Source organism: Microcella alkaliphila (assembly GCF_002355395.1).
Lineage (GTDB): Bacteria > Actinomycetota > Actinomycetes > Actinomycetales > Microbacteriaceae > Microcella > Microcella alkaliphila_A.
On the sequence record NZ_AP017315.1, the window covers coordinates 1,688,797 to 1,706,244 of the forward strand.

The window sequence follows — 17,448 nt, forward strand, 5'->3', positions numbered from 1 at the left end:
TGGCCGACGCCTGAAAGGATGGAGACGTGACCACGATTCTCTGGGACGTCGACGGAACCCTGCTGCTCAACTCGTTCACCGGCGGCGGCGAGCTCTACCACACCGCTGTCGAGCGGGCCGTGGGCCGCGAGCTCAGCCCGCCGCTCCCCCGCACCCACGGCAAGACCGACGGCCACATCCTCACCGACATCCTCGAGCACTTCGGCTTCGACGCGGCCGAGTGGCACGAGCGGGCTCGAGTCGCGCTCGACGAGCTGTCGGTCGAGCGCGCGGAGGCGGGCGATCGTCGAGAGATCGCGCCGGGCATCCGAGAGGCACTCGATCAGGCGGATGCCCGTGGCTGGGTCAACGCACTACTCACCGGCAACTCGGCCACCCGCTCCCGCGTCAAGCTCGACGGCTCGGGGCTCGGCGCCGACCGATTCGACTGGAACCGCTCGTTCTTCGGGGCGACCGCGCCCGAGCGCAGCGACATCACCCGGGCGGCGCGCGCCGCTCTGCCCGACGAAACCCTCGTGATCATCGGCGACACCCCGCGCGACGACGAGGCGGCGGTGGCAGCGGGCATCCCGTTCATCGCGGTGGCGACCGGGGTGTTCAGCGTCGAGGAACTGCGAGAGACGTCAGCGGTGCTCGTCGTGCCCACCATCGACGGGCACCTCGACGAGGTGATGGCGGCGATCGAGGCGCTGTAGCTGAGCTACGCGCCGAGCGCGCCGCCCACCGTCTGCACGAACCAGATCTGGTTCATGCGGTAGACCATCACCGCCACGGTGACCGCAACCACGCCCAAGATGATGGTCGCCCAGCGGGTGCGATCGATGAGCGCCCACACAACGCCGGCGACCACGAGCAGCAGCGCCACGATGAGGTAGAGCCACCACTCGACGATGTCGCCGGTCGGGTCGTTGCCGACGAGCGGCTGCACGATGCCGACGACGATCTGCGCAATGAGCAGTAGCGCGACGAGGGCGCTCCCGAGCACCGTCACGTCGTCGGGGCGACGCCCCATCGCGCCGAAGACCAGCGCGATCAGACCAACCAGCGTGGCGACGCCGATCTGCACGAAGCTGAACCACTCGATCACGGTGTACTCCTGGGCGGCGGGGGTCTGCGATGCGGGCTGTGCAGTGCGGGGGTCTACGGCTCCTGCGGGAACCCCGTCAGAATACGGCCCCGTCCCGCCTCAACGCTGAGCAACGCCACGAGACGGCCCTGCATGTCGACGGCGGCGACCGGGGAAGCGTCGGCGATGTCCAGGCCGTCGAGCTTCTTGCCGTGCGACAGATCCCGCGTCTGGTCGTCCGTGGTGTGGAGGACGGGGAACAGGCGGGCGGCGACCTCGGCGGGCGGCGCGAGGAGGGCTGGGGCGGACGCGTCCCCGCCCGCGGCGACAAGAGCATCCAGGGTGATCGTCGCATCGTCGTCAACTGTGAACGGGCCGACGCGGGTGCGGCGCAGGGCCGTCAGATGCCCGCCGACGCCGAGGGCGGTGCCGAGGTCGCGGGCGAGCGCGCGGATGTAGGTGCCCGACGAGCAATCGACGACCGCGTCGACGTCGACGGAGTCACTCGTTCGGCGAATGTCGAGCACGTCGAAGCGCGAGACGGTCACGCGACGCGAGGCCAGCGTGACCTCCTCGCCCGCGCGCACGCGGTCGTACGCGCGGCGACCGTCGACCTTGATCGCGCTGACCGCGCTCGGCACCTGGTCGAGCTCGCCGGTGAGGGAGGCGACCGCGGCGGCGATGCGGTCGTCGGTGGCGGCGGCGAGCGCGGCGGCCGACGCTCGCTCGCCGATCGCGTCACCCTCGGCGTCATCGGTCGTCGTGCTCTGGCCGAGGCGGATCGTCGTCGTGTACTGCTTGTCGAGACCCACGAGATAGGTGAGCAGGCGCGTCGCAGGGCCCGCGCCCAGCGTCAGCAGGCCGGTGGCCGCAGGGTCGAGGGTGCCGGCGTGGCCGACCTTGCGCGTACCGAGGGCGCGACGAGCGCGAGCGACCACGTCGTGGCTGGTGAGGCCGGCAGGCTTATCGACGAGCAGCAGGCCGGAGATCACGGAGTCAACGCTACCGGCTCGACCTAGCATGGGCGGATGCGCGTCATCGTGATCGGAGCCGGAGCCGTCGGCGGGGTGCTCGCCGCGCTCCTCCACCGCGCGGGGCACGTCGTCGCGGTGGTCGCGCGCGGTGAGCACGCGGCGGCGATCGCGGCCGACGGTCTTCACGTCGACGGGGGCTGGGGCAAGTGGCGCGCCCGCGTCTCGGTCGTGGGCGGCGACGCCGAGGCAGCCGACCTTCTCGTGCTCGCCACGAAAGCGCATGACTCCGCGGCGGCGCTCCCAGAGTGGGCCGGCCACGACGGCACTCCGGTGCTGGTGCTGCAAAACGGTCTGGGTGGCGAGCAGGCGGTTCGGGATGCGCTTCCGAACTCTCCCGTCGCCGTCGGCCTGGCGCTGTTCGCCGTGAGCCTCACCGGCCCCGGTCGCATCACCGTGACCGGGCCGAACGGTCTGACGCTCGGAGGTGAAGACGACGCCGTGGCGGTCACAGAGCCGGTCTTGCGCCATGCGCTTCCGGCGGAGCTCACCGTCACCGACGACATCCGCGGCGCACAGTTCACCAAGCTGCTCATCAACCAGGTCAATGCCCTACCCGCCATCACCGGGCTGAGCGTCCAGCAGACCATCGCCGATGACCGACTCCGCCGCGTTCTCACAAGCGGGATGGTCGAAACCGTCGCTGTCGGCGACGCCGAGGGCGTCTCGTGGGGCCCGATCGGGGGCGTGAATGCGGACGCCGTCGCGCGCATTCGAGAGCGAGGCCGTGTCGCCGCCGACGAGCTGGCGAGGCGCCTGGCCACAGGGATGGGGGACGTGCCGAACCCGGCATCCATGCTGCAGAGTATTCGCCGCGGTCGTGTGACCGAGGTCGATCAGATCAACGGTGTCATCGTCGCCCTCGGCGGTGCGCACGGCGTGCCCACGCCGGTGAACTCCGCGCTCGTTGCGCTCGTGCACGAGGTCGAACGCACCGGCGAGCACCTCAGCCCCGCGGACACCCTCGCCCGCCTCGCCCTCGCGCTCCCGTCAACAACTCAGGACTAACGCGCGGGCACCTCCCGCCCCGCTCGTCAACAACTCAGGACTAGCGCGCGCGAACGCGCCCGTAGAGGCGGGTGTCGCGTCGTGCCGGACCGTTAGTCCTGAGTTGTTGACACACTCAGCCGCGGATCGCGGCGACGGCGGCCCAGGCGAGCGCGCCGAACGCGACGCCCCACAGGATGATCGAGATGATCTGCCAGACGATGACCTTCTGCTTCGACGCGCCGATCCCCACCATGATTGACGACGTGATCTGGCTCGGCAGAATCCACTGACCGAGCAGGCTCACGCCGGGCACACCCCACTTGTCGAACGCTCGGGTGAAGCTCTGACGGCGGGGGCTCAGCGGCTTCTCGGCGTTCGTGAGCTTGTCGCGGGCGCCGCTCGTCGCGAGCACCACGATCGTCATGGATGCAATGTTCCCGGCGATGGCGGCCAGGATCGCGACGATTGGCGTCACCCCGACGACGATCCCGATCGGGCCCGCACCGTACGACTCGACGAACGGAATCGCTCCCGCCCCCATGACGGCGAGCCACTGCCACAGCGGGTCGACGGACGCGGTGAACTCTTGAATATCGGCAATCACGTGACTATCTCTCCTCAGGGTCAGCCTGCAACGTTACCGACACGAGGGTCACTCGCCATCCCCCGCGCGGGGGAACCCGCTCCCCCTCACGACCCATGTGTCAACAACTCAGGACTAACGCCGCCAGCGGCCGTGATCGCGCCGCGGCAGACCGCGTGATGGCGCGTTAGTCCTGAGTTGTTGACACCGGGTGGGGCGGGCGCGGGCGCCGCGGCGCGCGCTAGTCCTGAGTTGTTGACGCAGCAGAGAGCTAGAGCATCGACTTGGTGTGCCAGACCGTCTTCGTCTCGGTGAACGCGGTGATGCGCTCGAGCGCCGGGGCGGGAACGCCCGACACCGGGGCGAGCACGCGCTTGAGCGTCTCGGCCGCCGACAGCTGCAGGTCGACCCACTCGATGTCGGCGGCTCCGGCGAGGTCGAGCGCGTTCACGTCGGCGTGCGCGGCCAGCCACGGCGCCATTTCGGCGGGCGAGCCGGTCAACACGTTGATGACGCCACCCGGCACATCCGAGGTGGCGAGCACCTCCGCGAGGGTGATGGCCGACAGGGGCGCCTGCTGGTTCGGCACGACGACGACGGTGTTGCCCGACACGATGATCGGCGCGACGACGGCGGCGAGACCCAGCAGCGACGTTCCGACGCGCTGCTGCGGCGCGATCGCGGCGACGACGCCGGTCGGTTCGGGCACGGACAGGTTGAAGTACGGGCCCGCGACGGGGTTGCCGTTGCCCGCGACCTGCGCGTACTTGTCGGCCCAGCCGGCGTACCAGACCCACACGTCGATGGCGGCGTCGACCTGGGCGCCGGCGGCGGCCTCGGTCACCCCTTCGGTGCGGCTGATCTCGTCGATGAACTGCGCGCGACGACCCTCGAGCACCTCGGCGATGCGGTAGATGACCTGCCCGCGGTTGTACGCGGTGGCTCCGGCCCATCCCTTGACGGCCGCGCGAGCTGCCACGACGGCGTCGCGGGCGTCCTTCCTCGAGGCGAGCGCCGCGTTCGCGACGAACTCTCCGGCCGGCGTCGTCACCTCGTAGGTGCGCCCCGACTCGCTGCGCGGAAACTTTCCGCCGATGTAGAGCTTGTACGTCTTCGGCACGGCCAACCGGCTCACTTCGCCACCGCCTTCTTCGTCGTCTTTTTGCGTCCGCCGGAGGCGGCCGTGGTCGCGGATGCTGCGCTCGCCATGATCGCGGCGGGCGCCTCCCAGCCGGCCGATTCGAGGTAGGCGGCCAGGCCCTGGCGGCCGCCCTCGCGGCCGTAGCCCGACTCTTTGTAGCCGCCGAACGGCGACGCGGGGTCGAACTTGTTGAACGTGTTGGCCCAGACGACGCCGGCGCGCAGGCGGTCGGCGACGGCGAGCATGCGGGACGCCTTCTCGGTCCAGATACCGGCCGACAGGCCATACGGGGTGTTGTTGGCCTTCGCGATCGCTTCGTCGGGCGTGCGGAACGTCAAGACCGACAGCACGGGCCCGAAGATCTCTTCGCGGGCGATCGTGTGCGCGGCTGAGACGCGCGTGAAGATCGTCGGCCGGAACCAGAAGCCCTTCTCGGGAATCGTGCAGTCGAGCTGCCAGCGCTCGGCTCCCTCGTTCTCGCCGGTGTCGCTGAGCGTGCGAATGCGCTCGAGCTGCGCGGCAGAGTTGATCGCCCCGATGTCGGTGTTCTTGTCGAGGGGGTCGCCGAGACGCAGGGTTGACAGCCGGTACTTCAGCTTGTCGACGACCTCGTCGTGCACGTTTTCTTGCACGAGTAGGCGGCTTCCGGCGCAACAGACGTGGCCCTGGTTGAAGAAGATGCCATTGACGATGCCCTCCACGGCCTGGTCGATCGCGGCATCGTCGAAGACGATGTTCGCCGCCTTGCCGCCCAACTCGAGGGTGAGCTTTTTCGACGAGCCGGCGACCTGGCGCGCGATCATGCGGCCCACGCCGGTCGAGCCGGTGAAGGCGACCTTGTTGACGTCGTCGTGGGTGACGAGCGCCTGTCCGGTCGAGCCCGGGCCGGTGACGATGTTGACGACACCGGCGGGGAGGTCGGCCTGCTGCAGGATCTCGGCGAACAGCATCGCGGTGAGCGACGTGGTCTCGGCCGGCTTGATGACGACCGTGTTGCCGGCGGCGAGAGCCGGCGCGATCTTCCACGCGAGCATGAGAAGCGGGAAGTTCCACGGAATCACCTGCGCGGCGACGCCGAGCGATCGCGGGTTCGGCCCGAGTCCGGCGTACTCGAGCTTGTCGGCCCAGCCGGCGTAGTAGAAGAACCAGGCGGCGACGAGCGGCACGTCGACGTCGCGCGTCTCACGGATCGGCTTGCCGTTGTCGAGGCTCTCGGCGACGGCCAGCTCGCGCGAGCGCTCCTGCACGAGGCGCGCGATGCGGAACAGGTACTTGCCGCGGTCGCTACCCGACATGCGCGACCACGTGCGGTCGTAGGCGCGGCGGGCGGCGGCGACGGCGCGGTCGACGTCGGAGGCGTCGGCCTGCGCGATGCGGGCGATGACCTCTTCGGTAGCGGGCGAGATCGTGTCGAAGACCTCACCGGAACCGTCAACGAACTCGCCGTCGATGAAGAGCCCGTACTCGCTCTTGAGGTTCAGGATGCTCGTGGATTCGGGAGCAGGGGCGTACTCGAGGAAGCTCATGGGTTAGTCCACCGTCACGTAGTCGGGGCCACTGTAGTGACCGGTTCGCAGTTTCTGGCGCTGCAGCAGCACGTCGTTGACGAGGCTCGACGCCCCGAATCGCCACAGGTGCGGCGTCAGCCACTCTTCGCCGACCGTTTCGGCGACGGTGACGAGGTAGCGCACGGCATCTTTGGAGGCACGGATGCCGCCGGCCGGCTTCATTCCGACCTTCTCGCCGGTGAGCCGGTGCCAGTCGCGAATGACCTCCAGCATGAGCAGCGTGACGGGTAGGGTCGCCGCGGGGCTCACCTTTCCGGTAGACGTCTTGATGAAGTCGGCACCGGCGAGAATCGCGAGCCACGAGGCGCGCTTGACGTTGTCATACGTCACGAGCTCGCCGGTTTCGAGGATCACCTTGAGGTGCGCGTACGTGCCGTCGGGGCGACGGCAGGCTTCCTTGACGGCGACGATCTGGTCGAAGACGAGACCGTAGCGGCCCGAGAGGAAGGCTCCACGGTCGATGACCATGTCGATCTCGTCGGCCCCGGCGGCGACCGCCTCGCTGGTGTCGGCGAGCTTGATGTCGAGGCTCGCGCGACCGGAGGGGAAGGCGGTGGCGACGGCCGCGACCGAGACGAGGCCAGCATCCGGGTCGCCGTGCAAGGAGCCGAGCGCCTCGACGGCGTACGGAACCATGTCGCCGTAGACGCAGACCGCCGCGACGCGCGGCGTCGTCGGGTCGCTCGCGTCGGGGGTGACGGCCTTGGCAACGAGGGAGCGCACCTTGCCGGGCGTGTCGGCTCCCTCGAGGGTGGTCAGGTCGCAGGTGCGCATGATCGTGTCGAGCGCCCACGCTTTCGAGCTGGTCTTGATCGAGCGGGTCGCGAGGCCCGCGGCGCGCTGCTCGAGGCCGACAGCGTCGACGCCGGCGAGACCGTCGAGGTGCAGCGCGAGCGCCTTCTCGGTGAGGTCGCCGCCGAGCAGCCGAACGGCGCGCTCAGCGGGTGCCAGGGCGACCGGGTGGTCGATGGTCATGGGGTGTCCTCTCGCGGTGCGGTGGAAGGCGTCGAGTCGGTCGAGTGGTCGAGGTCGGCATCGCGGTCGGCATCGCGGTCGGAATCGCGGTCGGCATCGCGGTCGGCATCGCGGTCGCGGCCGAGCAGGAATCGGGCCGTGTGCTCGTCGGTGACGAGCACCGAGCAGAGGCCGTGCGTCACGATCGCGCGGGCAACCGGGTGCTTCGTCTCGCCCCCGACGGCCAGGATGCTCGTGGTCGCGGCACGCAGCTCATCGAGGCCGAGGCCGAGCGTGCGGGCGTCGAGCTCGGGGTCGGCGATTTCGCCATCGGCGGTGATGTATCGGCCGAGCACGTCGCCCACGGCGCCGAGGTCGACGAGGCGGGTGATGTCGTCGGCGGTCAGGTAGCCACTGTCGACGTGCACCGAGCTGGTGTCGGCCGGGCCGGCGGAATACAGGTAGGCGTTCGCGGTGCGGGCGAGCTGGATGACGCCGCCGACCGTGCGGTCGCCCTCGATGGCGCGCTTCGTCTCGAGGCGCTCGAGGATGGCTGGAGTCGGCAGCAGGGTCGCCTGACCGCCGGCCTTCTGGGCGATCATCGTCGCGGTGGCCGCCGCGGTTCCCGGCCGCTTCGAGAGGCTTACACCCCCGTTCACCTGCACGACGTTGACGCCGGTCGACCAGCCAACGGGAAGCGCTTCGGCGACTTGGTGCAGCGTGCGGCCCCAGCTGAGCCCGAGCAGCCGCGGGATCGGCCGCATGCTGACGAGGTAGTCGGCCGCCGCCTCGGCGACTCGTGACTGCAGTTCGACGTCGTCGAGCGGCGCCGGAACGACCACCGCGTCCTTGAGCCCGAACTGCGCGGCCAGGTCGCGCTCGAGCCCGAGCCGACGGGCGCGCGGGTGCACGATTTCAATGCGGATGATGCCGCGATCACGGGCCTGGGCGAGCAAACGCCCGACTTTCCAGCGCGTGATGCGCAGAATCGCGCCGATCTCGTCCTGGGTCTTGTTCTCCTCGTAGTAGAGCTCCGCCGCCCGCACGGCGAGCAGTTCGCTGTCGCTGGTGTCGAGCGGCACGGTCCCTCCGAGGCGATGGGGCGCGGTGTACGGCGCGGGGTGGCGGCGAGGCGAGCGCCCCGTTCGTCCACGCTATTGCGCACCCCGGGCATCCACCAACATTTGTTGCGTGTCTGCTCAGATGAGCAGCAACGCGCCAATCTGTAGTCTGAACGGGTGACCGACTACGCCCTCGCCGTCGACCTCGGCGGCACCAAAGTCGAAGCCGCCATCGTTGACCCGACCGGCTCGGTTCTGCCCGGATCGCGGCACCGCCGACCGACCGGCCAGGCCGCCACGAGCGACGATCTCGCGCGCAGCGTCACCGAGGCCGTTCAGGATGCGGTGGGCGCGCTCGTCGACGCGACCCGCCACGACCGCGTGGTCGGCGTGGGAATCGGCTCCGCGGGCCCGCTCGTCGGTTCCGACGGCCGGGTCTCTCCCCTGAACCTGCCCGCCTGGCGCGGGTATCCGCTCGGCGATCTGGTCGCCTCTCTCGTGCCCGACGTGCCGGTCGTGACCCGCATCGACGGCATCGCCATCACCCTCGCCGAGACCTGGGTGGGTGCGGCCCAGGGCGAGCGCAACGTCATGGGCATGGTCGTGTCGACCGGTGTCGGCGGCGGTTTGCTGCTCGACGGGCGCACCCACGGCGGACCCTCGGGCAACGCCGGACACATCGGCCACGTGCAGGTCGCCGGTCACGATGACCAGTGCGCCTGTGGCGCACGCGGGTGCCTCGAGGCCGTCGCCTCGGGCCCGCGCACCGTCGCCTGGGCGCGCCGGAACGGCTGGGCCGGGGACTCCGGCGAGCAGCTCGCCGAGAGGGCGCGCGGCGGCGACCCCATCGCGCGCGCGGCGATCGAGCGCTCAGCGACCGCCGTCGGCCACGCCATCGCGTCGACATCGGCACTGCTCGACCTCGACGTCGTCGCGATCGGCGGTGGCTTCTCGCACGTCGCCGACGACTACATCGACATCGTCGCCCGCACCGTCGCGGGGCACAGCGACTTCGGCTTCGTGACGAGCACCCGCGTCGTCGCGAGCGGGCTGAGCGGTGAGGGGCCGCTGATCGGCGCTGCCGCGCTCATCCACCACCGCGAGCAGGTCGGTTAGCGCGCGATCTCGTCGTCCACGTAGCGCGCACGCCGCAGGAGCGGGATTGCCGTCGCCGTCGCCACCGTGAGAACGGTCATGAGCGCCATCGAGGCGGACCAGGAGCCCGACGTGTCCCGCAGCAGACCCAATACCGGAGGCACCGCAGCGGCCGCCAGATAGCCGACCGTCTGCACGAACCCGCTGACGGCGGCAGCGCTGCGGTCGGTGCGGGTGCGCAGGCCGATGAGCGTCAGCCCCAGCGGGAACGCAATCTGCCCGAGCCCGATCGCCGCCACCCACACGACGGGCGCGAGCGCGGGCGCCAGCCACAGCCCGCCCCAGCCGACGCCGAACAGCACGGTCGCGGCGGTAAGCAGGGGCGTCGGCGTGCGCAGCCGCGCCGTGAGCCCCGGCACGGTCAACGCGAGCGGGAGCCCAAGGATGCCGAACAGCGCGACGAGCGCACCGGCGGCGGCCGGCCCCACGCCGGCGCCTTCTCGCAGGACCTCCGGCAACAGCGTGAACAGCGCGTACGCCGACACGCTGGACAGGCCGAACCCGATGGTGATGCCCCAGACGGTGCGCGAGCGGGCAAGCGCGATCGCACCCCGCGCATCCGGGGCTGTCGGAGTGTCGCCGCCGCGCGTCGCGACGCGACGGGCGCGCACGGCGAGCACGGTCCACGGAACGAGCGCGGCGACCGCGACGACGCTCCACACGGCCAGGGATGCGCGCCAGTCGGCGCCCACCGCGATCGGCACGGCGACCAGCGGCGGCAGGGCGGCCCCGATCGACATCGCGGTGCCGTAGGCGGCGGTGAGCGCGGCGATGCGATTCGGTGCGTAACGCTTCACGGCGCTCGGCAGGAGGATGTTCCCGAAGCCGGCACCCAGCAGAACGATGAGGCTTCCGGTCAGCAGGGTGGCGACGTCCGCGGCGGCCGCGCGCACGAGGTGACCGGCGATCATCGCGACCAGTGCCGCGACGAGCGTGCGCTCGAGCCCGAACCGGTGCGCGGCCGACGGAGCGAGCACGCCGGCGAGCGCGAACCCGAGCGGCGCTGCGATGCCAAGCGCGCCGAGACTCGCGGCTGACAGCGGGATCTCTTCACCGATCGTCGATGCCAACGGCGACAGCCCGCCAACGCCGGTGCGCAGGTTCACCGCGAGCAGCAGGATCGCGACGACGGCGAAGAACACGCCCGGAGCGACCGGGCGGCCTGCTGTCGCGGAGGATGCGCCGGGCACGACGCTCAGCCTACGGCCGCCCACCACGAACGCCTACAGTGGAACCGTGAGCGATTGGGCGCGGCACCTGCCGTTGAGCAACCGCCCGCGCCGCGACGAGTCGGCCGTCACGGGCGACCGGTCGGCGGCAACGGCGGCCGTGCTGACGGCCCTCGCCGACGTGCTCACCGCGCGCCCCGACCTGCTCATGGCCGACACCGCACACGCCGACGTGACCGTCGACCGCGCCCTGCGCATCGCCCTCACCCGGATGCGCTGGTCGCGCTGGCAGCGCCTCCTCGCGGTCGTCGGCGTGGTCGACGCACCCAGCGACGAGCTCGCCGGTCTCGACACCGCCGCTCTCCCCGAGATTCTGCGCGTCGAGGCGGCGGCGCGTACCTCGAGTGAGCGCCCCACCTCGGTGCAGGCCCTCAGCGAGATCGTTGTCGTCGCCCTCGACATCGCGTCCCGTCACACCGTGCCGCTGACGGTCGACCCGCACGACCTGGGCGCCGTCGCGCTCGACCTGGCGTTGCGGGTTCCGACCGAGCGGCGCGCCGTGCTCACCGCCCGCGCCATGCGCGCCGTCGACGGCGGCTGGCAGGTGGGGGCCGGTCGTCCGCTGTACGCGACGAGCGCGGGCATCGTGCTGTTTCTCGCCGGACGCGGAGGTATCCCCGACGAACTTCCCGAGCCGGAGCCGCGACCCCGGCGTCCACGCGACGACGAGGACGAGGACGACTACGAGGCCTGAGGCTCCGCCGGGAGCCCCAGTACCTCACGGATCTCGAGCTCGTCGACGCGCATCTGGTGCGCGAGAGCGTCGGCGCTCGGAAACTTCCGCATGCCGCGAATGAACCGCACGAACTCCAGCTCGACGGTCTGGCCGTACAGGTCGACGGTCACGTCGATGGCGTGCGCCTCGACGGTCTTTTCGGGCACGTCGCCGAACGTCGGATTGTTGCCGACCGAGACGGCCGCGCCGAAGCGCTCACCGTTCACGTGCATCCAACAGGCGTAGACCCCGTCGGCGGGAATGAACCCCTCCGCGCCGTGCGCGAGGTTCGCCGTCGGGTAGCCGAGCGTGCGCCCCCGCTGGTGCCCGGGCACGACGAGCGAACGGATGCGCGGGAGTCGTCCCAGCGCGGCGGCGGCTTCGGCGACGTGACCGACCTCCAAGAGGCGGCGGATGCCCGTGGACGAGATGCGCTCGCCGTCGGACACGCAGACATCGTCGACCAGGGCGACATCGAACCCGTGGGTCTCGCCGGCGGCGCGCAGGGTTTCGAGCGTGCCGGCGCCGTTCGCGCCGTAGCGCACGTCGGAGCCGACGAGCACGCAGGCGGCACTGAGGCCCGACACGAGCACGTCATCGACGAAGCGATCGGGGGCGAGCGCCGCGAACTCGGGAGTGAACGGAATCACCACCACGAGGTCGACGCCCGCCTGAAGGAGAGCCTCGGTCTTCTGGGCAATGCTGATGAGCGGCAGCGGTGCCGCCTCGGGGCGCAGTACCTCGAGCGGGTTGCGGTCAAAGGTGATGACGACCGTGCGGTCGATCCCGCGCTCGGCCGCCTCGTCGCACAAGCGCTCCAACACCCGTTGGTGGCCGAGGTGCACGCCATCGAATTTGCCGATCGTGACCGCGGAACGGCGGCCATCTCGAGGCAGAGCCTCGATGCCGGTGACGACACGGGGGTCGCTCATGCGCTCACCTCAGCGCGATCGCGGCGGGCGCGAGCGGTACGCGACAGCGCCCAGAGCCCCAGGATCGGCAGCACGAGCGGCACGAAACCGTAGCCCCGACCGAACTGCGACCACACCGTGTCCGCCGGGAACAGTTCCGGAATCGCGATGCTCACGGCGCCAACCGCGACGACGCCGACCATCTCAAAACCGATCGCGAGCCACGCGACGCGAAACCAGACGCGCCCCGGCGCCACGAGAGCCACCGTCGCCAGGATGTACACGACCGCCGCGACCGCGGACAGGGAGTACGCGAGCGGCGCCTCCTCGAACTTCGTCGCGATCTGGTAAAACGAACGACCCGTCGCGGCCAACGCGAGAATGCCGTACACGGCGACGAGAACGCGCGTAAAGCCGTTCACGCGAGACGGAGCGGCAGCCGAATCAGACACGCTCGTCATTGTGACCCCTCGCGGGTGGGAATCGGCCCAGCGAGGGCCTTTAAGAACCGGGCGGCGATCAGGCGGCGCGCCACGAGCATCCCGGGCCATGCCGGCCACAGCCACCAGTGCGCCGGGCGCGCGAAGCTGCGCACGGTCAGCCACACGGAGCCATCGGATGCTCGCTCCAGGGTGAACGATTCCTCGCCGCGCAGAACGTGTCCGGGCAGGGTGCCCATCACCAGCGTCACGCGGGACTCAGCCTGCTCGAGCAGCACCACCCGGGTCGGCAGAGGAAACCAGAGCGCGTTGCGCACGTCGAGGCCGACGGTGATCTCGTCGGCAGGACGCAGCAGGGGACGGCCATCGGCCGTGAACACCTGCTCGGCCGGCGACAGCTCGGCCGGCTCGACCGGCTCGCCGTCGTCGTCAAATCCGACCGGGGTGTACCCGTCGGCGGCGATCTGGTCAGGTGCCGGCCGGTACCGCACTGTCATACCGGCGCCGCGGTACACGCCGCCATCGAGAAGGCCTTCGACCGCGTACGCCCACCGGTTCTCGCCGTGGCCAATGCGCGCGGTGTAGGCGGCCGGACGGAACCCGCGCGGCGGGAACGTCATCAGGTCGGGCGCTTGCGTCGCGCCGACGACGGCGTAGGTGACCGGCGGGCGGTCGGCAGTCGCCGGCATGGCGCCTACTTCTTGTCCTTCTTCGACTCGACGTCGCCCGACAGCGCAGCGATGAACGCCTCCTGGGGAACCTCGACGCGGCCCACCATCTTCATGCGCTTCTTGCCCTCCTTCTGCTTCTCGAGCAGCTTGCGCTTACGGGTAATGTCACCGCCGTAACACTTCGCGAGCACGTCCTTGCGCATGGCCCGGATGTTCTCGCGGGCGATGATGCGCGCGCCGATCGCGGCCTGGATGGGCACCTCGAACTGCTGACGCGGGATCAGCTCGCGAAGGCGCTGGGCCATCATCGTGCCGTAGGCGTACGCCTTGTCTTTGTGCACGATCGCGCTGAAGGCGTCGACCTGCTCGCCCTGCAGGAGGATGTCGACCTTCACCAGGTCCGCCTCCTGCTCGCCGGCCGGCTCGTAGTCGAGGCTCGCGTAGCCCTGCGTCTTGCTCTTCAGCTGATCGAAGAAGTCGAAGACGATCTCGCCGAGGGGCAGCGTGTACTTCAGCTCGACGCGATCCTCGCCGAGGTAGTCCATCGAGCGCATGGTGCCGCGGCGCGACTGGCACAGCTCCATGATCGAGCCGACGTATTCTTTCGGCGCGAGGATCGACGCCGAGACGATCGGCTCCATGACCTTCTCGATGCGTCCCGTCGGGTACTCGCTCGGGTTCGTCACCTCGACCGTCGAGCGGTCCTCGGTCGTGACATTGTAGATCACGCTCGGGGCGGTCGTGATGATGTCGAGGTCGAACTCGCGGCGCAGGCGCTCGGTCACGATCTCGAGGTGCAAGAGCCCGAGGAACCCGCAGCGGAAACCGAAGCCGAGCGCGACGGACGTTTCCGGTTCGTACTGGAGCGCAGCATCCGACAGTTTCAGCTTGTCGAGCGCGTCGCGCAGATCGGGGTAGTCACTGCCGTCGATCGGATACACGCCCGAGAAGACCATCGGGAGAGGGTCGGTGTAGCCGGGAAGCGGGTCGGTGGCGCCCTTCGACGCCGTCGTGACCGTGTCACCGACCTTCGACTGGCGCACGTCCTTCACGCCCGTGATCAGGTAGCCGACCTCGCCCACGGCGAGGCCCTTGCTCGGGGTCGGCTCGGGGCTCGACACGCCGATCTCGAGGATCTCGTGCGTCGCCTTCGTCGACATCATCTGGATGCGCTCACGCGGGTCGAGGCGCCCGTCAACCATGCGAACGTAGGTGACGACGCCGCGGTACGAGTCGTACACCGAGTCGAAGATCATGGCGCGCGGGGGCGCATCGGCGTTGCCGACCGGCGCAGGAATCAGCTCGACGACGCGGTCGAGCAGCTCTTCGACGCCCACGCCCGTCTTGCCGCTCACGCGCAGCACGTCGTCGGGGTCTCCGCCAATGAGCTGCGCGAGCTCGCGGGCGTACTTGTCGGGGTCGGCCGCCGGCAGGTCGATCTTGTTCAGTACCGGGATGATCGTGAGGTCGTTCTCGAGCGCTAAGTACAGGTTCGCGAGCGTCTGGGCCTCGATGCCCTGCGCCGCGTCGACGAGCAGGATGGCGCCCTCGCAGGCCGCGAGCGAGCGGCTCACCTCATAGGTGAAGTCGACGTGACCGGGCGTGTCGATCATGTTGAGCGCGTAGGTGACCGGCTTGCCGTCGGGCCCCGGGACCGCCCACGGCATGCGCACGGCCTGGCTCTTGATGGTGATGCCGCGCTCGCGCTCGATGTCCATCCGGTCGAGGTACTGCGCGCGCATATCGCGGTCCGCCACCACCCCGGTGATACCGAGCATGCGGTCGGCCAGGGTCGACTTGCCGTGATCGATGTGGGCGATGATGCAGAAATTGCGGATCTGCGTCGGGTCGGTCGCGGCGGGCGCGAGCGGGGTGTGGGCGCGAGGAGACATGTCGGGCCATTCTCCCACGGCGGGCGGGTGCCCGCGGAATCGGGGCCGCGTGCGACACGCGCTCCGTGCATCCCGCACGATTGTCGGCCGCGGCGCCCGACTGGTAATGTTTCCTGTTGGCTTGCGTGCCAGGAAGCCCTCTCTCTTCCGGCACGGAACGCGACCGGGCTCAGTTCTCCGTCAGGCACACCCCACGACCGGTCGCTCATCCCGTACACACACGAAGAAAGACAGTCATGGCGAACATCAAGTCGCAGATCAAGCGCATCAAGACCAACCTGAAGGCCCAGGAGCGCAACAAGGCCGTCAAGAGCGAGCTCAAGACCGCCGTGCGTAGCACGCGTAAGGCGATCGCGGCGGGCGACAAGGAGGCGGCGACCGCCGCGCTGAAGGTCGCGTCGAAGAAGCTCGACAAGGCGGTCAGCAAGGGCGTCATCCACCAGAACCAGGCCGCGAACCGCAAGTCGGCCATCGCGAAGCAGGTCGCGGCCCTCTAGGTCGTCACCACACGCACGCAGAAGCGCCCCGGGGCTCAGCGCCCCGGGGCGCTTCGCTGTGTCCGGGGCCTACTGGTGCCTGCGGAGCGCCGTGCGCAGGCCCGGCCCACCCACGCGTGTCAACAACTCAGGACTAACGGCCGCGGTCGCAACGCAGTTCTTCACGTCCGGCCGTCAACAACTCAGGACTAGCGCTGCGCGCGCCGCAGGAGCGCACCACGCGGCAACGCCAACAACTCAGGACTAGCGGGGTTCTGCGACTGTGCCTCCCGCGGCCTGGGTGGGCACGGGACTCGTTAGTCCTGAGTTGTTGACAGCGGGTTGCGGGCGCGGGTGCAGGGGTCGCGCGCGTTAGTCCTGAGTTGTTGACACCGGCGCTACGGGCGCGGGCACAGGTGCCGCGCGCGCTAGTCCTGAGTTGTCGACGCCTGGGCGCGCCGGGACGCTGGGCGGGCGTCGCAGCGGCGCTGAACGGGCGGCGGGGGTCAGGCGCGGGGGTGTCCCCGGTCGGCGATGAGGGTGACGAGGCGCTCGAGGGCGAACACCGGGTCGCGGCTTGCGCCCTTCACGGCGGCGTCGGTTTCGGCGACCGTCAGGATGGCGCGGCCGAGTCCGACCTCGTCCCACCCCTGGAGGTCGCGCCGCGCGCGGTCGACCTGCCACGGGGCGAGCCCCAACTGCGAGGCGATCTGGCCGCCCGAGCCGCGGGTTCCGCCGACCTTCGCCATGGTGCGCAGCTTCATCGCGAACGCGGCAACCATCGGGACGGGGTCGGCGCCGGTGTCGAGCGCGTGCCGCAGCAGCGAGAGCGCCTGCCCGAGCTGCCCGGCGATGGCTGCGTCGGCGACGGCGAACGCGGTCGCTTCGACCCGCCCGCCGTAGTAGCGCTGCACGATCTCGGCAGAAATGTCGCCCTCAGTGTCGGCGATCAGCTGCTGGCACGCGGCCCCCAACTCGCCGAGGTCGTCGGCGAAGGCGGCGACGAGCGCGCGCAGTGCGACCGGGGCGATCGCGCGGCCCGCGTGCCGGAACTCGGCCGCGGCGAAGTCGGCACGGTCGGATTCGCGCTTCAGCTCGGCGCACACCACCTCCACGCCGCCATCCGTGCCCGCGCGGATCGCATCGAGCAACTTCTTGCCGCGCACTCCCCCGGCGTGACGCAACGCGACGACCGCACCGTCGGCAGGTTCCTCCAGAAACGCCAGCGCCTCCTCGAGGAAGGCGTCGGTCATCTTCTCGACGTTCGTGACGCGCAAAAGGCGCGGTTCGCCGAACAGCGACGGGCTCGCGAGCGTCAGCAGCTCGCCCGGCGCGTAGGCCGCAGCGTCGACATCGTGCACCTCAAGGGCCGGGTCTTCTGTGCGCAACGCGTCGCGCAGGATGCGCAGGGCCCGGTCGGCGAGGAACCCCTCGGTGCCGCTGATGAGCACGATCGGCGCGGGGCGAATCTCGTGCCACGCCAGCTGCGGGATGCGCGTGCCGGCAGACCGCCCCGACCCCCCGCGCGCGGGTGCCTTCGCTCGTGCCATTGATGTCCTCCCCCG

Annotated in this window: 18 protein-coding genes; 5 read left to right on the forward strand and 13 right to left on the reverse strand. The window is 70.3% G+C overall.

Annotated elements, in window-relative coordinates; translation table 11 throughout:
- The first annotated feature begins 26 nt into the window (after positions 1-26).
- Positions 27-695, forward strand: a complete 669-nt coding sequence (locus CPY97_RS08345) for an HAD family hydrolase (RefSeq protein ID WP_096421829.1) — start codon at positions 27-29, stop codon at positions 693-695.
- Positions 696-700: 5 nt separating this feature from the next.
- Here CPY97_RS08345 and CPY97_RS08350 read toward each other — a convergent pair whose 3' ends face one another.
- Together CPY97_RS08350 and truB are read right to left on the reverse strand one after the other, a co-directional pair.
- The gene (locus CPY97_RS08350; protein WP_096421831.1) at positions 701-1,087 is read right to left on the reverse strand and encodes a hypothetical protein; all 387 of its coding nucleotides are present in this window, start codon (positions 1,085-1,087) and stop codon (positions 701-703) included.
- Between the two features lie 53 nt (positions 1,088-1,140).
- A complete protein-coding gene (gene truB, locus CPY97_RS08355) occupies positions 1,141-2,088 on the reverse strand; it encodes a tRNA pseudouridine(55) synthase TruB (RefSeq protein ID WP_096421833.1) in 948 nt (315 codons plus the stop codon).
- Positions 2,089-2,094: 6 nt separating this feature from the next.
- Here truB and CPY97_RS08360 point away from each other — a divergent pair, with 6 nt between their 5' ends.
- Entirely contained in the window at positions 2,095-3,105 is a 1,011-nt protein-coding gene (locus CPY97_RS08360) for a ketopantoate reductase family protein (RefSeq protein WP_096421835.1), read from the forward strand.
- Between the two features lie 115 nt (positions 3,106-3,220).
- Here the strand turns inward: CPY97_RS08360 and CPY97_RS08365 are convergent, their stop codons facing one another.
- The 5 genes from CPY97_RS08365 to CPY97_RS08385 form a co-directional block, all read right to left on the reverse strand.
- The gene (locus CPY97_RS08365) at positions 3,221-3,691 is read right to left on the reverse strand and encodes a hypothetical protein (protein ID WP_096421837.1); all 471 of its coding nucleotides are present in this window, start codon (positions 3,689-3,691) and stop codon (positions 3,221-3,223) included.
- Positions 3,692-3,941: 250 nt separating this feature from the next.
- A complete protein-coding gene (locus tag CPY97_RS08370) occupies positions 3,942-4,805 on the reverse strand; it encodes an aldehyde dehydrogenase family protein (protein ID WP_096421839.1) in 864 nt (287 codons plus the stop codon).
- The gene (locus CPY97_RS08375; RefSeq protein WP_096421841.1) at positions 4,802-6,337 is read right to left on the reverse strand and encodes an aldehyde dehydrogenase family protein; all 1,536 of its coding nucleotides are present in this window, start codon (positions 6,335-6,337) and stop codon (positions 4,802-4,804) included. Before CPY97_RS08375 ends, CPY97_RS08370 begins: the two co-directional genes overlap by 4 nt.
- Positions 6,338-6,340: 3 nt before the next feature.
- A complete protein-coding gene (gene deoC / locus CPY97_RS08380) occupies positions 6,341-7,354 on the reverse strand; it encodes a deoxyribose-phosphate aldolase (protein ID WP_096421843.1) in 1,014 nt (337 codons plus the stop codon).
- A complete protein-coding gene (locus CPY97_RS08385; protein ID WP_096421845.1) occupies positions 7,351-8,415 on the reverse strand; it encodes a sugar-binding transcriptional regulator in 1,065 nt (354 codons plus the stop codon). The genes deoC and CPY97_RS08385 overlap by 4 nt, the downstream gene beginning before the upstream one ends.
- Positions 8,416-8,571: 156 nt before the next feature.
- Between CPY97_RS08385 and CPY97_RS08390 the strand changes: the two genes are divergently transcribed.
- Positions 8,572-9,510 (forward strand): ROK family protein, encoded by a 939-nt coding sequence (locus CPY97_RS08390; RefSeq protein ID WP_096421847.1) that lies wholly within the window; start codon positions 8,572-8,574, stop codon positions 9,508-9,510.
- Here CPY97_RS08390 and CPY97_RS08395 read toward each other — a convergent pair.
- Positions 9,507-10,739, reverse strand: coding sequence for an MFS transporter (locus CPY97_RS08395; protein WP_161494103.1), 1,233 nt, complete (start codon positions 10,737-10,739; stop codon positions 9,507-9,509). The two genes, CPY97_RS08390 and CPY97_RS08395, sit on opposite strands and share 4 nt — an antisense overlap.
- Before the next feature lie 46 nt (positions 10,740-10,785).
- Here CPY97_RS08395 and CPY97_RS08400 point away from each other — a divergent pair, with 46 nt between their 5' ends.
- Entirely contained in the window at positions 10,786-11,472 is a 687-nt protein-coding gene (locus tag CPY97_RS08400; RefSeq protein ID WP_096421851.1) for a hypothetical protein, read from the forward strand.
- Here the strand turns inward: CPY97_RS08400 and CPY97_RS08405 are convergent.
- Genes CPY97_RS08405 through lepA form a run of 4 tightly spaced genes read right to left on the reverse strand, consistent with a single transcriptional unit; the run spans position 11,460 to position 15,407 of the window.
- Positions 11,460-12,425 carry a bifunctional riboflavin kinase/FAD synthetase gene (locus tag CPY97_RS08405; RefSeq protein WP_096421853.1) on the reverse strand — a complete coding sequence of 322 codons (966 nt, stop codon included), beginning with the start codon at positions 12,423-12,425 and terminating at the stop codon, positions 11,460-11,462. The genes CPY97_RS08400 and CPY97_RS08405 overlap by 13 nt on opposite strands.
- Entirely contained in the window at positions 12,422-12,865 is a 444-nt protein-coding gene (locus CPY97_RS08410; RefSeq protein ID WP_096421855.1) for a hypothetical protein, read from the reverse strand. Before CPY97_RS08410 ends, CPY97_RS08405 begins: the two co-directional genes overlap by 4 nt.
- Positions 12,862-13,533 carry a DUF1990 family protein gene (locus CPY97_RS08415; protein WP_096421857.1) on the reverse strand — a complete coding sequence of 224 codons (672 nt, stop codon included), beginning with the start codon at positions 13,531-13,533 and terminating at the stop codon, positions 12,862-12,864. The genes CPY97_RS08410 and CPY97_RS08415 overlap by 4 nt, the downstream gene beginning before the upstream one ends.
- Positions 13,534-13,538: 5 nt before the next feature.
- Positions 13,539-15,407: a translation elongation factor 4 gene (lepA, locus tag CPY97_RS08420; RefSeq protein WP_096423516.1), complete on the reverse strand. Its 1,869-nt coding sequence runs from the start codon at positions 15,405-15,407 to the stop codon at positions 13,539-13,541.
- Between the two features lie 236 nt (positions 15,408-15,643).
- Here lepA and rpsT point away from each other — a divergent pair, with 236 nt between their 5' ends.
- Positions 15,644-15,904, forward strand: a complete 261-nt coding sequence (gene rpsT / locus CPY97_RS08425) for a 30S ribosomal protein S20 (protein ID WP_096421859.1) — start codon at positions 15,644-15,646, stop codon at positions 15,902-15,904.
- Positions 15,905-16,389: 485 nt separating this feature from the next.
- Here rpsT and holA read toward each other — a convergent pair whose 3' ends face one another.
- Positions 16,390-17,433 (reverse strand): DNA polymerase III subunit delta, encoded by a 1,044-nt coding sequence (holA, locus tag CPY97_RS08430; RefSeq protein ID WP_096421861.1) that lies wholly within the window; start codon positions 17,431-17,433, stop codon positions 16,390-16,392.
- Between the last annotated feature and the right edge of the window lie 15 nt (positions 17,434-17,448).

Excerpts from the sequence above, each read along its gene's own strand:
- truB (WP_096421833.1), bottom strand. The coding sequence starts at position 2,088 with ATGCTAGGTCGAGCCGGTAGCGTTGACTCCGTGATCTCCGGCCTGCTG.
- lepA (WP_096423516.1), bottom strand. The coding sequence starts at position 15,407 with ATGTCTCCTCGCGCCCACACCCCGCTCGCGCCCGCCGCGACCGACCCG.
- deoC (WP_096421843.1), bottom strand. The coding sequence starts at position 7,354 with ATGACCATCGACCACCCGGTCGCCCTGGCACCCGCTGAGCGCGCCGTT.
- rpsT (WP_096421859.1), top strand. The coding sequence starts at position 15,644 with ATGGCGAACATCAAGTCGCAGATCAAGCGCATCAAGACCAACCTGAAG.
- CPY97_RS08405 (WP_096421853.1), bottom strand. The coding sequence starts at position 12,425 with ATGAGCGACCCCCGTGTCGTCACCGGCATCGAGGCTCTGCCTCGAGAT.
- holA (WP_096421861.1), bottom strand. The coding sequence starts at position 17,433 with ATGGCACGAGCGAAGGCACCCGCGCGCGGGGGGTCGGGGCGGTCTGCC.
- CPY97_RS08415 (WP_096421857.1), bottom strand. The coding sequence starts at position 13,533 with ATGCCGGCGACTGCCGACCGCCCGCCGGTCACCTACGCCGTCGTCGGC.
- CPY97_RS08360 (WP_096421835.1), top strand. The coding sequence starts at position 2,095 with ATGCGCGTCATCGTGATCGGAGCCGGAGCCGTCGGCGGGGTGCTCGCC.
- CPY97_RS08410 (WP_096421855.1), bottom strand. The coding sequence starts at position 12,865 with ATGACGAGCGTGTCTGATTCGGCTGCCGCTCCGTCTCGCGTGAACGGC.
- CPY97_RS08375 (WP_096421841.1), bottom strand. The coding sequence starts at position 6,337 with ATGAGCTTCCTCGAGTACGCCCCTGCTCCCGAATCCACGAGCATCCTG.